15 protein-coding genes are annotated in these 14,546 nt (G+C 51.3%); 10 read left to right on the top strand and 5 right to left on the bottom strand.

Annotation, left to right across the window (positions count from 1 at the left end):
* The first annotated feature begins 10 nt into the window (after positions 1-10).
* Genes cusF through silA form a run of 3 tightly spaced genes read left to right on the top strand, consistent with a single transcriptional unit; the run spans position 11 to position 4,762 of the window.
* Positions 11-349: a cation efflux system protein CusF gene (gene cusF, locus AB3N39_RS10530; RefSeq protein WP_143345123.1), complete on the top strand. Its 339-nt coding sequence runs from the start codon at positions 11-13 to the stop codon at positions 347-349.
* A gap of 11 nt (positions 350-360) precedes the next feature.
* Positions 361-1,611, top strand: coding sequence for an efflux RND transporter periplasmic adaptor subunit (locus AB3N39_RS10525; RefSeq protein ID WP_325848160.1), 1,251 nt, complete (start codon positions 361-363; stop codon positions 1,609-1,611).
* 10 nt (positions 1,612-1,621) lie between these two features.
* Complete coding sequence (gene silA / locus AB3N39_RS10520) at positions 1,622-4,762, top strand: Cu(+)/Ag(+) efflux RND transporter permease subunit SilA (protein WP_367897310.1); 3,141 nt, start codon at positions 1,622-1,624, stop codon at positions 4,760-4,762.
* Positions 4,763-4,802: 40 nt separating this feature from the next.
* Here the strand turns inward: silA and AB3N39_RS10515 are convergent, their stop codons facing one another.
* The gene (locus AB3N39_RS10515) at positions 4,803-5,249 is read right to left on the bottom strand and encodes a hypothetical protein (protein ID WP_367897301.1); all 447 of its coding nucleotides are present in this window, start codon (positions 5,247-5,249) and stop codon (positions 4,803-4,805) included.
* A gap of 287 nt (positions 5,250-5,536) precedes the next feature.
* Positions 5,537-6,448 (bottom strand): LysR family transcriptional regulator, encoded by a 912-nt coding sequence (locus AB3N39_RS10510; RefSeq protein ID WP_367897300.1) that lies wholly within the window; start codon positions 6,446-6,448, stop codon positions 5,537-5,539.
* Between the two features lie 94 nt (positions 6,449-6,542).
* On the opposite strand from AB3N39_RS10510, the gene AB3N39_RS10505 reads away from it, so the two are divergent.
* The 4 genes from AB3N39_RS10505 (at position 6,543) to AB3N39_RS10490 (ending at position 9,001) form a co-directional block, all read left to right on the top strand.
* Positions 6,543-7,505, top strand: a complete 963-nt coding sequence (locus AB3N39_RS10505; protein WP_367897299.1) for an NAD-dependent epimerase/dehydratase family protein — start codon at positions 6,543-6,545, stop codon at positions 7,503-7,505.
* Positions 7,506-7,579: 74 nt separating this feature from the next.
* A complete protein-coding gene (locus AB3N39_RS10500) occupies positions 7,580-8,023 on the top strand; it encodes a PACE efflux transporter (RefSeq protein ID WP_136194867.1) in 444 nt (147 codons plus the stop codon).
* A gap of 94 nt (positions 8,024-8,117) precedes the next feature.
* On the top strand, positions 8,118-8,489 hold the full coding sequence (locus AB3N39_RS10495; RefSeq protein ID WP_127730896.1) for a VOC family protein: 372 nt from the start codon (positions 8,118-8,120) through the stop codon (positions 8,487-8,489).
* Between the two features lie 149 nt (positions 8,490-8,638).
* Positions 8,639-9,001: a DUF4406 domain-containing protein gene (locus AB3N39_RS10490; RefSeq protein WP_115875067.1), complete on the top strand. Its 363-nt coding sequence runs from the start codon at positions 8,639-8,641 to the stop codon at positions 8,999-9,001.
* Between the two features lie 38 nt (positions 9,002-9,039).
* Here AB3N39_RS10490 and AB3N39_RS10485 read toward each other — a convergent pair whose 3' ends face one another.
* Positions 9,040-9,813: a DeoR/GlpR family DNA-binding transcription regulator gene (locus AB3N39_RS10485; RefSeq protein ID WP_127732783.1), complete on the bottom strand. Its 774-nt coding sequence runs from the start codon at positions 9,811-9,813 to the stop codon at positions 9,040-9,042.
* Positions 9,814-9,899: 86 nt separating this feature from the next.
* Between AB3N39_RS10485 and AB3N39_RS10480 the strand changes: the two genes are divergently transcribed.
* Entirely contained in the window at positions 9,900-10,484 is a 585-nt protein-coding gene (locus AB3N39_RS10480; protein WP_127730894.1) for a GDP-mannose pyrophosphatase, read from the top strand.
* Between the two features lie 305 nt (positions 10,485-10,789).
* Positions 10,790-11,482 (top strand): LuxR family transcriptional regulator, encoded by a 693-nt coding sequence (locus AB3N39_RS10475; protein WP_111964585.1) that lies wholly within the window; start codon positions 10,790-10,792, stop codon positions 11,480-11,482.
* Positions 11,483-11,496: 14 nt separating this feature from the next.
* Here AB3N39_RS10475 and AB3N39_RS10470 read toward each other — a convergent pair whose 3' ends face one another.
* On the bottom strand, positions 11,497-12,135 hold the full coding sequence (locus AB3N39_RS10470) for an acyl-homoserine-lactone synthase (protein ID WP_127730890.1): 639 nt from the start codon (positions 12,133-12,135) through the stop codon (positions 11,497-11,499).
* Between the two features lie 436 nt (positions 12,136-12,571).
* Between AB3N39_RS10470 and tam the strand changes: the two genes are divergently transcribed.
* A complete protein-coding gene (gene tam / locus AB3N39_RS10465; RefSeq protein WP_133295429.1) occupies positions 12,572-13,330 on the top strand; it encodes a trans-aconitate 2-methyltransferase in 759 nt (252 codons plus the stop codon).
* Between the two features lie 5 nt (positions 13,331-13,335).
* On the opposite strand, the gene AB3N39_RS10460 is transcribed toward tam, so the two are convergent.
* Positions 13,336-14,526, bottom strand: a complete 1,191-nt coding sequence (locus AB3N39_RS10460; protein ID WP_136194866.1) for a cytochrome c biogenesis protein/redoxin — start codon at positions 14,524-14,526, stop codon at positions 13,336-13,338.
* Between the last annotated feature and the right edge of the window lie 20 nt (positions 14,527-14,546).

Raw genomic sequence — 14,546 nt, 5'->3', positions numbered from 1 at the left:
GAAAATAAGCATGCGCAATTCTCTTAAGGCTCTTGTATTTGGTGCAATTATTATGTTTTCAGCCAGTCTCCAGGCTGAGGTTCATCAGCACGAGGGGATGAATTCTACCAGCGAAGCGACCTCAGAGCAGCTCATCACCGCGACCGGCATCGTGAAGGACATTGATCTGACGAACAAAAAAGTGACGATTTCTCATGAAGCGATCCCGGCGATTGGCTGGCCCGCGATGACCATGCGTTTCACCTTTATTCAGGCTGACGAGAGTATCAATGCATTGAAAGTCGGCAGTCATGTTGATTTTTCATTTGTTCAGCAGGGCAATATCTCTTTACTGAAGAGCATTAAATAGCGAGAAACGGCATGGCCTCATTCAAAATAAAATATGCTGCCATGATAGTCAGCAGCCTTATTGCGGGAGGGCTGATATCGGTGACGGCTTTGCAGGCGTTTCATTCATCTGAAAAAACAGAAAATAGCGTCTCTGAAAGAAGGGTACTTTTCTGGTATGACCCGATGAAACCAGACGTGAAATTCGATAAGCCCGGTAAATCACCATTTATGGATATGGATTTGGTACCGAAATATGCGGATGAAAACGAGAATAAAAGCAGTGGCGGTATCCGTATCGATCCGACGCAGGTTCAGAATCTGGGGTTAAAAACGCAAAAGGTGACGCGCGGAACGCTGAATTATGCCCAGACGATCCCGGCCAACGTTAGCTATAACGACTATCAGTTTGTCATTGTGCAGGCGCGCGCGGAAGGCTTCGTGGAGAACGTGTACCCGCTGACGACGGGCGATAAGGTAAAGAAAGGCACGCCGCTGATTGATATCACCATTCCGGACTGGGTAGAGGCGCAGAGCGAGTTTCTGCTGTTATCCGGCACCGGCGGAACGCCGACGCAAATCAAAGGGGTTCTGGAACGGCTTCGGCTGGCGGGTATGCCGGATGAGGATATTCAGAGGCTGCGTGCGACCCGCACGATCCAGACCCGGTTTACCATCAGGGCGCCGATCGACGGGGTGATTACGGCATTTGACCTGCGCACCGGGATGAATATTTCGAAAGAAAAGGTGGTGGCACAAATTCAGGGGATGGATCCGGTCTGGATCGGTGCGGCGGTCCCTGAGTCCATTGCTTATCTGCTGAAAGATACCTCGCAGTTTGCTGTTTCGATACCGGCCTGGCCGGATAAATCCTTCCCGGTTGAAAAATGGAGTCTTCTGCCGAGCGTGGATCAAACCACCCGTACGCTGCAGGTGCGCCTGCAGGTCTCCAACAAGGATGAGCTGCTGAAACCGGGCATGAATGCCTACCTGAAGCTGAATACCCAAAGTCAGGAAATGCTGCTGATTCCGTCTCAGGCCGTTATTGATACCGGCAAAGAGCAGCGCGTTATTACCGTTGATACGAACGGGAATTTTATACCGAAAAGGATCCGCGTTCTGCATGAATCTCAGCAGCAGTCCGGCATTGGTAGCGGACTGGAGGAGGGGGAGTCGGTGGTGGTCAGCGGTCTGTTCCTGATTGACTCGGAGGCCAATATTACCGGTGCGTTGGACCGCATGCGCCACGCTGAAACAACTGAAGACGCGCATTCTGGCCATTAAGGAGACGATGATGATTGAATGGATTATCCGACGGTCAGTGGCCAATCGTTTCCTGGTCATGATGGGGGCGCTGTTCCTCAGCGTCTGGGGCACATGGACGATTATTAACACGCCTGTCGATGCCTTACCCGATCTGTCTGACGTGCAGGTGATTATCAAAACCCGCTATCCCGGCCAGGCCCCGCAGATTGTTGAAAACCAGGTAACCTATCCACTCACCACCACCATGCTGTCGGTTCCCGGCGCAAAGACAGTGCGCGGTTTTTCGCAGTTTGGTGATTCGTATGTGTACGTCATTTTTGAAGATGGCACCGATTTGTACTGGGCCCGTTCGCGCGTGCTGGAGTACCTGAACCAGGTTCAGAGCAAACTCCCTGCCGGCGTGAGCTCGGAAATCGGCCCGGACGCCACGGGCGTAGGCTGGATATTTGAGTATGCGCTGGTGGACCGCAGCGGAAAACACGATCTCGCCGAGCTGCGATCATTGCAGGACTGGTTCCTGAAGTTTGAGCTAAAAACTATCCCGAACGTGGCCGAGGTGGCCTCCGTCGGCGGCGTGGTGAAGCAGTATCAGATTCAGGTTGACCCGTTAAAGCTGGCGCAGTTCGGCGTCAGCCTGCCTGAGGTTAAGCAGGCCCTTGAATCGTCTAATCAGGAAGCGGGGGGATCGTCCGTAGAACTCGCGGAAGCGGAATATATGGTCCGGGCCAGCGGCTATCTGCAGACCATCGATGATTTCAATCACATCGTCCTGAAAACCGGTGAGAACGGCGTGCCGATTTACCTGCATGATGTTGCCCGCGTACAAACGGGGCCGGAAATGCGCCGTGGTATTGCCGAGCTGAACGGGCAGGGTGAAGTGGCGGGCGGAGTGGTGATCCTGCGTTCGGGTAAAAACGCGCGCGAGGTCATAACGGCGGTGAAAGACAAGCTGGAAACGCTGAAGGCCAGCCTGCCGGAAGGCGTTGAGATTGTGACTACTTACGATCGCAGCCAGCTTATCGATCGGGCTATTGATAACCTGAGCGGCAAGCTTCTCGAAGAGTTTATCGTGGTGGCCATCGTCTGCGCGCTGTTCCTCTGGCACATTCGCTCAGCGCTGGTGGCGATTATCTCTCTGCCGCTTGGCCTGTGTATTGCCTTCATCGTTATGCATTTCCAGGGGCTGAACGCCAATATCATGTCTCTGGGAGGCATTGCCATTGCCGTCGGCGCAATGGTGGATGCCGCTATCGTGATGATTGAAAATGCGCACAAACGGCTGGAAGAGTGGGATCACCACCACCCGGGGAAGCCGATTGACAACGTCACCCGCTGGAAGGTCATCACCAACGCCTCTGTAGAGGTTGGCCCCGCGCTGTTTATCAGCCTGCTGATCATCACCTTGTCGTTCATTCCCATCTTTACCCTCGAGGGGCAGGAAGGGCGGCTGTTTGGTCCGCTGGCCTTCACCAAAACGTACTCTATGGCAGGGGCGGCCGCGCTGGCCATCATCGTGATCCCCATTCTGATGGGATTCTGGATCCGGGGTAAAATCCCCGCAGAGACCCGTAATCCTCTGAACAGACTGTTGATTAACGCCTATCATCCGCTTCTGATTCGGGTGCTCCACTGGCCTAAAACCACCCTGCTGGTTGCGACCTTATCCATCTTCACGGTGATCTGGCCCCTGAGCCAGGTGGGTGGCGAGTTCCTGCCAAAGATAAATGAAGGTGACCTGCTGTATATGCCGTCGACGTTGCCCGGCGTCTCACCGGCAGAAGCGGCGGCATTGTTACAGACCACGGACAAGTTAATAAAAACCGTCCCTGAAGTGGCCTCTGTCTTCGGCAAGACCGGTAAAGCCGAAACGGCCACGGACTCCGCACCGCTTGAAATGGTGGAAACCACCATTCAGCTTAAGCCGGAGAATGAGTGGCGACCCGGAATGACGATTGACAAGATCGTTGACGAACTCGATAAGACCGTTCGTTTGCCTGGCCTGGCGAATCTCTGGGTTCCGCCCATCCGCAACCGCATCGATATGCTTTCAACCGGGATTAAAAGCCCCATTGGCATCAAGGTGTCAGGTACCGTTCTGGCTGATATCGACGCCACGGCGCAGAGTATTGAAGCGGTAGCTAAAACGGTGCCGGGCGTGGTGTCAGCCCTGGCTGAACGTCTGGAAGGCGGGCGCTACATTAACGTTGATATCAACCGCGAAAAAGCCTCCCGCTACGGGATGACGGTGGGCGACGTGCAGCTGTTCGTCTCCTCGGCCATCGGCGGCGCGACGGTGGGAGAAACGGTGGAAGGCGTCGCCCGCTACCCGATTAATATTCGCTATCCTCAGGACTACCGAAACAGCCCGACCGCGCTGAGGCAGATGCCGATCCTGACGCCGATGAAACAGCAGATCACGCTGGGCGATGTGGCGGATATCAACGTCGTTTCCGGCCCCACGATGCTAAAAACGGAGAATGCCCGACCTGCAAGCTGGATTTATATTGATGCCCGTGGCAGGGATATGGTGTCCGTAGTGAACGACATTAAAACGGCCATCAGTCAGAACGTAAAGCTGAGACCGGGTACCAGCGTGTCATTCTCCGGACAGTTCGAACTGCTCGAGCACGCCAACAAGAAACTGAAGCTAATGGTACCGATGACGGTGATGATCATCTTCATTCTGCTGTATCTGGCATTCCGTCGCGTGGATGAAGCGTTGCTGATCCTGATGAGTCTGCCGTTCGCCCTGGTCGGGGGGATATGGTTCCTGTACTGGCAAGGCTTCCATATGTCTGTGGCAACCGGCACCGGCTTTATCGCTCTGGCCGGGGTGGCGGCAGAATTTGGGGTGGTAATGCTGATGTATTTGCGTCATGCCGTTGAAGCGCATCCGACGTTATCCTATCGGGAAACCTTCACCGTACAGGGACTTGATGACGCCCTTTATCATGGCGCCGTGCTGCGCGTGCGGCCAAAGGCGATGACCGTTGCGGTGATTATTGCCGGTCTGCTGCCCATTTTGTGGGGAACCGGTGCCGGATCAGAAGTCATGAGCCGGATAGCGGCGCCAATGATTGGCGGCATGATCACGGCTCCGCTGCTATCGCTGTTTATTATCCCTGCGGCGTATAAGTTGATTTGGTTGCGCAGGCTTAAAAAACCATAAAAAAACCGCCGTTAGCGGCGGGTTTTTGCGTGATGAATGCTTAGCGCGCCTTGCTGATCAGTTTGCGCCAGGCTCTGTTATGCAGAGTAAATAGCAGCATCTTATAGAAAGCGGTAGAGAAGATGCAGCTGCCGCTAAGCCCCAGCATGACGGTACTCACCATCGCAGCGGCCAGACTGACGCCCGGAGCAGCGCTACCGCTCAGCGCGGCCAGCAGATAGGCTGCCGTTAATACCAGACTTATCACCGCCAGCGTAAGATGTAACCGCACGGCGCGCATGCTTCCTTTGCCAATCATAAACATCGTCACGCCGTTGATGCCTGCGAACAGTAGGGCGATCAGCACAATCCACACGAATACGCGTTCGGCTGGCTGGCCGAGTGCGGCGAATACGCCATAGCCCAACCACAGCTGAGGAATCGCGAAGCTAACAATTACCCCGAGAGTACTGATTGCCGCCGGAATACCCATGGTGTGTAGACCCACAGGTTTACCCATTTCTTCAGCCAACTAAAAGGTTTGTAATCGACGGTGGATTTTATCGAGAAGGGAGGACACCAACGTCCTGATTTCTGCATGAAAGCACCATGGAGAATAGAACCATGAATGCAATTTAACATAATATACATTATGCGCACCAATATGGAATCAGGCAAAATCTGACGTTTTGCTGACATCGTTGGCCTGTTGGCCTGAATGCTGATGGCTTCTGAACTGGCTATCTCACGGTGCGTCCAGCGCACGCCAGCTTAACAATGCCGTTCTTCCAGGGTTTACTTTTTTTTTTCTCTGTTGATATAAGCCTGCAAACCCTCCGCAAGATAATCAAACACCGTTTTACAGGTCTGGCTATGGCGTAAATCCTCATGCATCACCAGCCATGTGTCGAGATGAAATGCAAAGAAATCAGGCATTACCCTCTGTAACGGCGGAGAAAAATCGGCCAGTTGTACCTGGCACATACCGATACCTACTCCTGCACGAATGAGGTTTAATTGTGCAATATCACTGTCGCTCCGCACGGTAAAAAATTCACGGCTTAGCTGTGGATATTGTTTAAGTGCCTGTAAAATAAAGGGAGTCGTATTATCGAAACCCACGAGCGTATGGGTGAATAACTCATCAATACTTTCCGGAGCACCACATCGTGACAGATAGGCTGGCGCGGCATGCAGACCTATTTCAACCCTGCCCATCCTACGTGCAATCAGTTGCTCCTGCACCGGCGTGGCCATGCGTACGACAATATCCGCTTCCCGGTTCAGTAAATCCTGAACGCGATTAGACAGAACCAGTTCAATAACTATCTGCGGGTATTCTTCCTTTATTTGTGCGATCACTGGAGGCAGAACCTCCGTGCCGATGATTTCACTAGCGGCGACGCGCACAATGCCTCGTAATCCGGTTGCGCCGGAACTGAAACTGGCTGCCGACCGCTCAATCATCATGGCCGTATTTTCCATCGCCTGCGCATGGCCCTTCAGCTCAACGGCTGCATCCGTGGCCTGTAATCCTGTCTGCGAACGGGTAAATAAAACAAGGCCCAGGGCTGACTCCAACGCCGCAATATGGCGTCCGGCGGTTGGCTGAGTAATGGCAAGCCTGCGTGCGGCCCCTGACAAAGACCCTTCCCTCATCACGGCCAGAAAGGTGCGATACCATTCCCACGGGATATTTAGCTTCATACAAAAATGAATACCTGCTGGCTGATATTATGCAATTACATTTAGCCCGTGTCGTCATTATGATGTCAAGCAGATATCCAATAAGGGTCAAACGATGAAAAACACAAATAAGGTACTGATACTGGGCGCAACGGGGGGGATCGGTGGCGAAATAGCCCGCAAATTGATCCGTGACGAATGGGATGTGCATGCATTGCGCCGCAGCGCTCCGAAAACTGACGATCGCAACAAAAGCATTTCGTGGATAAGCGGTGATGCGCAGAATGCAGAACAGGTTGAGGCAGCGGCGTCCGAATGCAGCGTTATTGTCCATGCCGTAAACCCGCCGGGTTATCGAAACTGGGAACAGCTGGTTTTGCCCATGTTGCATAACACCATAAATGCAGCGGAGCGAAACGGTGCGTTAATCGTTCTGCCGGGCACGATTTATAACTACGGCCCGGATGCTTTTCCCCTCTTACGCGAGGATTCTCCTCAGAATCCGTTTACCCGAAAAGGCGCTATACGGGTGCAAATGGAGCAGGAACTCGCAGACTATGCGCAGCGTGGCGGAAAGGTGCTGATTTTACGTGCAGGTGACTTTTTTGGTCCCCATGCCGGCAATAACTGGTTTTCGCAGGGATTGGTCAAACCGGGGCAACCACCGAAGATAATTCAAAACCCAGGGAAAACCGGCGCAGGCCACCAGTGGGCTTATCTGCCGGATGTCGCCGAAACGCTCGTTGCACTGCTGTCGCGTCGGGAGGAACTCGAACCGTTTGCCAGTTTCCATATGCGCGGGCATTGGGAGCCTGACGGGGCAGCGATGACTACCGCCATAAAGCACGTCGCGGAGCGTGCCGGTATTCAGGCGAAGGTGAAATCGTTTCCCTGGTGGCTTATCTCGGCGATAAGCCCCTTTAATACCACACTTCATGAAATGCAGGAGATGCGTTATCTCTGGGAGCAGTCAATAGAAATGGATAATTCAAAACTGATTTCCTTTTTGGGCCATGAGCCCCAGACCCCTCTTATTGAAGCTGTACATTCCACATTAGCGGGCCTGGGCTGCATTTAACATAACCTGTACGTTTGGAAAGGGTTGAACGAGGTCTGATATACTTCAGCTTTTGAAAACGCAGCCCTAAGCAAATGGAAATTGAATTAAATAAAAGTGTTAAAGAGAGAATTTTCCACGCAGTCATTTTTGAAGTGATGGCCAACATTATTATCGCGCTGTCTCTTGCCTGGCTGATGAACGTGTCGATACTCCAGTCGGGCTCGTTGTCCGTGATATCCGCCCTTACCGCAACGGTCTGGAATTTTATTTTTAATAAACTCTTCGACTCGCTGCAGAAAAAATACCGCTTTCAACGGACGTTTCTCATTCGAGCGATCCATGCGGTAGGTTTTGAAACGGGACTCATCATCACCCTAATTCCTGTCGCGATGGTTATGCTGAATCTTACAGTGACTGAGGCATTTTTTGTTGAGATCGGTCTTGTACTGTTTTTCCTGCCGTACACGTTACTGTTTAACTGGATTTACGACTACCTGCGCTGGACATTTGTTGGGCGGAAACGGTCTGCTATGTAGAGAAATACCTGTCACATTGACACGCCTTTTATCGTATTCGACTCCTCTCACCTTCTATACTCTTCATTTCTCTATCTCTTTTGAGGAGTCGATAATGTTCGATCATGTGAAATTCGGCGTCAGCGATTATGAAAAAAGTAAAACTTTCTTCCTCGAGGCGCTTCGCCCGCTTGGGGTAAAAATCATCGATGAAGGCGCGCCGGAGTATGGTGTTGAAATGAGCTCCGGGGACGTTTCACTTTGCCTTTTCCATACAAATGACAAACCCGCGCCCCTGCATCTGGCGTTTGTGGCTAATACGCGTCAGCAGGTTGATGATTTTTTCCATGCCGCGCTGCGCGCTGGCGGACGTGATAACGGCGGGCCGGGATTGCGTTCGTACGGTGAAAATTATTATGCCGCTTTTGTCATCTCACCTGATGGACATAACATCGAGGCCGTGTGCCATACGCCGGAGAGCGAGTAGCTCAACGGGTCTTTCAGAACCCGTAAAACGATTTACTCATGCGGTTTTCTGCACGATACTGCACGAAAAGCTGTATTTCTGGCCAGTGATGTCGTAAAGTCTCGTCTGTAAATGTGCATTTTCATGCAACAACACTGACAGAGGTATTTATGACACAACAGTTGATTTTAATTGCCGGTCCCTATCGCAGCGGAACCGATGGCGTTCAGGCACGAATTGATGAGAATCTGGCGCGTCTCGAAAGCGCAGCATTAGCCGTATACCAGCGTGGCCACATTCCGGTCATCGGTGAATGGCTTGCGTTGCCGCTGGCAAAAGCCGCAGGCTCAATAACGGTGGGTGATGAAATCAGCGAAGCGATGCTGTACCCCGTTGCTCACCGGCTCATCGCTAAATGCGATGCGATTTATCGTATTGCCGGTGCGTCTAAAGGCGCCGATATGGATATTGAAGTAGCCCGAAAATATGGTCTCATCGTTTATACCGCGCTTGAGAACATTCCAGAAGCTTAATCCGGGACGCCAGCCAGCCCGTGGTCAAAGGCTGGCTGTCAGAGGGTGTCACGATCTGAGGTCAGCACGACGGATACGCCCTTTTCCGATACCGCGCGGATCCAGTCCTTATCTGTACCGTCTTCAACGACGATGGTATTTACCGAAGACACATCGCCAATCACAAACGAAGACGCGGTGTTGATCTTTTCCGGAGAAGCCAGAACAACCGTCTCCGCGGCTCTGCCGGAAAATGCACGTTTGATGCATGCCTCTTCGAAATCACCGGTTGTCAGCCCCGCGTCAGGATGAATGCCGGTCACGCCCATAAAGAATAGGTCCGCATGTATATTCGCTATGCCTTCGATGGCCGCAGCGCCGACCGCAACAATTGAATGTTTATACAAGCGTCCGCCGATCAAAATCACCTCAATGGAAGGATGATCAACGAGCCCCAGAGCAATGCTCGGGCTGTGCGTCACCACGGTGATGCGCAAGTCAGGAGGGAAAAACGTAATCAGCTCGGAGGTTGTCGTGCCACCGTCGACAATCACCACCTGGCCTGATGAAATTAGCTGTGCCCCTTTTCGGGCCACCCTTTTTTTCGCATCCATCTTCACGGATTGCCGTTCGGCAAACGGAGCAATAGCGGAAGATGACGGCAGTGCGCCGCCGTGAACACGCTGCAAACGCCCTTCTGCCGCCAGCTCGCGCAGATCGCGCCGGATGGTGTCTTCAGAGACGTCGAAGAGAATGCTGAGCGCTTTTGACTGTACCTGACCTTCGGCACCCAGCTTCTCAAGGATCAATTGTTTTCGCTGACTGGTGAGCATGGTGAATTCCTGATGTTGCATGTTTTACCCTGAACATGCATGATGATGCTGTTTATGATCATTACTCTACGTAAGGAGGGACATTCGTGCAATCAAAACGTGCAGATGTGCGCATCATCGACAGTGAAACCCTGTCAGACAACTGGTACATCCTCAAAAAATACACCTTTGACCTGCAGCGGCGTGATGGTGAATGGCAGCGGCAGCATCGGGAAGTCTATGACCGTGGCAACGGCGCGACGATTTTACTCTATAACCGTGAGAAAAAGACGGTGATCCTGACGCGCCAGTTCCGCTTCCCTGTCTTTATCAACGGCCATGAAGACGATTTAATTGAGGCAGCAGCAGGATTGCTGGACAACATGGATCCCGAAAGCCGCATTAAAGCAGAAGCGGAAGAAGAGACCGGATTTCACGTTTCGCGCGTGCAGAAAATCTTTGAAGCCTATATGAGCCCAGGCTCCGTCACGGAGAAACTCTACTTTTATCTTGCCGAGTACCAACCACATGACAGAACCAGCGCAGGCGGCGGGATCAAGGCTGAAGGAGAAGATATCGACGTGCTGGAAATGACCCTTGAAGAGGCTTTACGCAGCATTGAAACGGGCAAGATTGTCGACGGTAAAACCATCATGCTGCTGTATCATGTTGCCCTTAAAGGTATTCTGTAACCTACTGGTTTAAATCCTGATTTATAGACGTATGTAAACGGTATGCTTGTACGTTACGCGTAAGAAAAGGGAAAACCTCCTAAATTTTGCAGCCTACTATATTTAGTGAACGATTTCGCAATTCGATAAAATCATCAACAATTCCCTGAGTCATCTGCATTTACCATTCAAAAATGCCAAACGTTCACAAGGCTGCCCGCTGAGGTAGCCTGTCTTATCTGTTATCTGGATTAAAATGCGACTCGCTACGGATAACGAAGCATATTATACTTGCTCCTCCATTCGAACAGGAGGCAGCATCTCACGTGAAGGATACATATTACAACGACATAACGATCAATACGCTAATTCAGAGTGAGCTTGACGCGTTTTTTGAGGATTTCAAAGGGATCGTCTTTGCCTACGCTATTATGAACAAGAAAGATCCTTCACAGATGAGGATAATCAATAATAGCCCTGAGTGGTTTAATATCTACCTTGAAAGAAAATACCAGTTCATTGACCCTGTCATTATTAGGGCTTTGCGCTGTGTTGAAGATTTTTTCTGGGAAAGTGATGTCGTGCTGTCGGATGGTTATAACCTGACACGCATTTTCGACGAAAGTGTCCAGTATGATATTTACCAGGGACAGACGTTTCCTCTGCATGACTATCTGAATAATCTTGTTGTCTTATCCGTCATCAGTCCTAAGCATTCTGGCATTGACATAGATAAGTATCGGCCGCAATTTCTACGCTTCCTTGTTCAGTTACATCAGAAGACACTCAATCTGTATAGTCAGCATCAGCAGAAAAAGAATGTTTTCTTGTCGCCACGTGAGCGCCAAATCCTTAAATGGGTCAGTGCCGGGAAAACGTACGCAGAAATTGCTGTTATTTTGTCTATTGCCGAGCGCACCGTTAAATTCCATATGGGCAATATAATGAAAAAACTCGGTGTGAATAATGCCAGACACGCAATAAAACTTGGAACGGAACTCCGGTTACTGGAGGAGTAAGCCTCAGCCACTGGTTATAAATGGTGTAGATGCTCGAGCATTTCGCGAAGCCAGTGACTGGATTTATCTTTGCTAATAATGTCTTCAATAATGCCTATACTGGCAGGCATGTAAATATAGTAAATAACCTCCCCTTTTTCAGAAACACCGCGCTGAATAACCTCAACTTTCCAGTTAGCATGGCGAAATATGGCATACATACCACGGCTGGCTACTGCGTACATCCCATGATATTTATTCTTAATGCAATAAATAATCATTGCAAGAAACAATGCTTTACTGGCGGGCACGCCCTGAAGGCTTGCGGAGTCTCGTGTTTCTTTATCTAAAAATAAACGACTCACTTCACAGCAGGGAACATCTGCTGGAAAAACAATGGGATTATCGAAATAGTTGTGAAAGATCTCGCTTATCATTGTCGGCTGCGTTGCGTTAATAAATCGCGCGCCGCATAGCAGCTGCCCATCATACATACCCAGTAAGTATGTCGTGTTATGGGAATCAAATTGATCCTTTTCCATACCTTCGACGCATTCCACCTTCCAGTCGAGTCGGTCCCGAAAAGTTTTTCTCCTGAGTCTGTAGAGTTCGCGCGCTAATGCTGGTGGTAAATCATCGTAGTCGTGTAAAAAAAATTCAATGACAGAATTCATTCTCATGTTCCTGATAATAACACCTGAAACTAGTTTCACCTGTCTCTTAGGACAGCTTTCATTGTGCCGCATATTCCCTATACTTAAAAAGTACCTGACCACGAAGTTCTCGTAAAACTAAGCGGTCAGGAGGTCAAAGACCTATGAAACACCAGGGATATACCCATCGATTATTATCTAATATTTAAAGTTTCGGGTACAGAACATAAGAAGCACTTTGCCGATAAAATATTAAAAAACAATAATCATAAAATTATTACAATAAAAACATTGCCCCTTAATCCTTTAAGGGGTAATATTTCCGTTTTCTTATTTTTTTCCTCTCTTTTGTTTCACAGAAACTGCGGAATTCATCTGCCCTGAACCTCTCCCGTACCGCTTTGAAGGCGCCTGCCTGTGCTATTCTTGCAGAAGCATGCCAAACGGAGAATTGATGATGACCGACTGGAACCCTTCTCTTTACCTGCAATTTGGCGCAGAAAGAACGCGTCCAGCTGCAGAACTGCTCGCCAGAATTCCTCTGGATGAGATCGCTACCATCGCTGATCTGGGCTGTGGACCAGGAAACAGCACGGCGCTGTTGAAGCATCGCTGGCCTTCTGCTCACATTACCGGGGTCGATAACTCCCCTGCCATGCTTGAGGAAGCGCGCGCAGCCTTACCTGACTGCCACTTTATTGAGGCCGATATCCGTCAGTACAAGCCTGGCCAGCCGCTGGGCCTGATTTATGCCAACGCGTCGCTGCAATGGGTTCCGGACCACTACGATCTCCTGCCGCATCTTGTCTCCCTGCTTAAGCTAAATGGCGTACTGGCGATCCAGATGCCTGACAACTGGCTGGAACCGACCCATGTGGCGATGCGTGAAGTGGCGCTTGAGCAAGACTACCCAGACCGTGGCCGCGAGCCTCTGCCAGGCGTACATGCTTATTACGATATTCTGTCGGAGGCTGGCTGTGACGTGGATATCTGGCGGACGACCTATTATCACAAAATGAGCTCTCATCAGGCCATTATTGACTGGGTAAGCGCCACCGGCCTGCGGCCCTGGCTCCAGGAACTGAATGAAAGCGAGCAGAAACGTTTCCTGAAACGCTACCATGAACTGCTGGAAGAGCAGTATCCGCTCCAGGAAAACGGGCAGATACTGCTGGCTTTCCCCCGGTTGTTTATCGTGGCTCAACGCCAGCCCTGAACGGGCTATGACCGAGCTTCTTTGAGCAACTGCTGGATAACCTTTTCCTGTTGCTCATAGTCACCCTCGCCAAAGGCGGTATAGCGCAGCTGCCCTTTGGCATCAAAAAAGTAATGCGCTGGCCAGTACTGGTTGCCGAAAGCATTCCAGATTTTATAGTTGTTATCCGTGACCACCCGATACGGCAGTTGCCATTTATTCACCGCATTTTTAACCGACGAAAGCGGTTTTTCCCAGGGGTATTCCGGGGTGTGAACTCCGATCACCACCAGACCCTGCGGTTGGTACTTAGTGGCCCACTCCCGCACATGGGGGAGCGTATGCTGGCAATTAATGCAGTCCCACGTCCAGAAATCAATAAGTACAACCTTCCCGCGTAACGATTCAGACGTGACAGGGTCACCGTTCACCCACCCTGTTCCACCGCTGAGCGAAGGCAGCTGACTGCTGGGCTCTGTAATCACTATCGGCTCAAGCTTCACTGGCGTGGCTGTGGGTTTCGTCAGATTTAACAGCGCGGTTTCAAGACGGTCCGAGACGCCGTTTGCCCCTTTAAGAAGCGAAGTCATCCCCGTCGCGTTAAATGCGACGGTCGCTAACATCACAACGCCTGCACCCTGTCGCAGCTTTTCCATTAGCGCCGATTTTGCCCTTAAAGGTGCCATCAGCGTGCGGCCTCCAATGACGAGTAATCCCAGCATCATTGCGCATCCGCTGCCATAGGCGGCCAGCAGAGCGCCGGTGGTAATAGCGGAATGCCCCGCAATGTTAATGCCGAAAATCGCACCCAGAATGGGACCGGCGCAGGGAGACCAGAGCAGTCCTACAGCAAGCCCGGCCAGAAAAGCCGATGCCATTCCGCGCGTTTGCCCGCTTCGGCTGTTGAGAACATTGCCCGCGCTGACGGCCGGTCCCGCAATACGCTGGGCGAAAGACGGAAAAATTAAGGCTAGCGCGGCAGTGGCCAGAATGACGAGCGCGATCCAGCGCCCGACGATGGTTGCCTCTGCGATCCACTCGCTGGCGACGGTGACGGCCATCGCCACCAGGGTAAACATCACGATCATCCCAGCAAGCAGGGCCAGAATATGCCGACGCTGGCCCTGGAAACCGGCGAACAAAAGTGGAATAACCGGGAGCGTACATGGGCTGAGCAGGCTTATCATCCCACCCAGAAAAGCGATAACCAGAAACATAGATACCTCACAATACAAGT

The sequence above is a fragment of the Enterobacter vonholyi genome (assembly GCF_040834095.1).
Classification (GTDB): Bacteria; Pseudomonadota; Gammaproteobacteria; order Enterobacterales; family Enterobacteriaceae; genus Enterobacter; species Enterobacter vonholyi.
This window is presented reverse-complemented; position numbering and strand designations above follow the sequence as displayed.

Excerpts from the sequence above, each read along its gene's own strand:
- AB3N39_RS10490 (WP_115875067.1), top strand. The coding sequence starts at position 8,639 with ATGACACAACAGTTGATTTTAATTGCCGGTCCCTATCGCAGCGGAACC.
- AB3N39_RS10460 (WP_136194866.1), bottom strand. The coding sequence starts at position 14,526 with ATGTTTCTGGTTATCGCTTTTCTGGGTGGGATGATAAGCCTGCTCAGC.
- cusF (WP_143345123.1), top strand. The coding sequence starts at position 11 with ATGCGCAATTCTCTTAAGGCTCTTGTATTTGGTGCAATTATTATGTTT.
- AB3N39_RS10525 (WP_325848160.1), top strand. The coding sequence starts at position 361 with ATGGCCTCATTCAAAATAAAATATGCTGCCATGATAGTCAGCAGCCTT.
- AB3N39_RS10510 (WP_367897300.1), bottom strand. The coding sequence starts at position 6,448 with ATGAAGCTAAATATCCCGTGGGAATGGTATCGCACCTTTCTGGCCGTG.
- AB3N39_RS10505 (WP_367897299.1), top strand. The coding sequence starts at position 6,543 with ATGAAAAACACAAATAAGGTACTGATACTGGGCGCAACGGGGGGGATC.
- AB3N39_RS10495 (WP_127730896.1), top strand. The coding sequence starts at position 8,118 with ATGTTCGATCATGTGAAATTCGGCGTCAGCGATTATGAAAAAAGTAAA.
- AB3N39_RS10485 (WP_127732783.1), bottom strand. The coding sequence starts at position 9,813 with ATGCTCACCAGTCAGCGAAAACAATTGATCCTTGAGAAGCTGGGTGCC.
- AB3N39_RS10470 (WP_127730890.1), bottom strand. The coding sequence starts at position 12,135 with ATGAATTCTGTCATTGAATTTTTTTTACACGACTACGATGATTTACCA.
- tam (WP_133295429.1), top strand. The coding sequence starts at position 12,572 with ATGACCGACTGGAACCCTTCTCTTTACCTGCAATTTGGCGCAGAAAGA.
- silA (WP_367897310.1), top strand. The coding sequence starts at position 1,622 with ATGATTGAATGGATTATCCGACGGTCAGTGGCCAATCGTTTCCTGGTC.
- AB3N39_RS10500 (WP_136194867.1), top strand. The coding sequence starts at position 7,580 with ATGGAAATTGAATTAAATAAAAGTGTTAAAGAGAGAATTTTCCACGCA.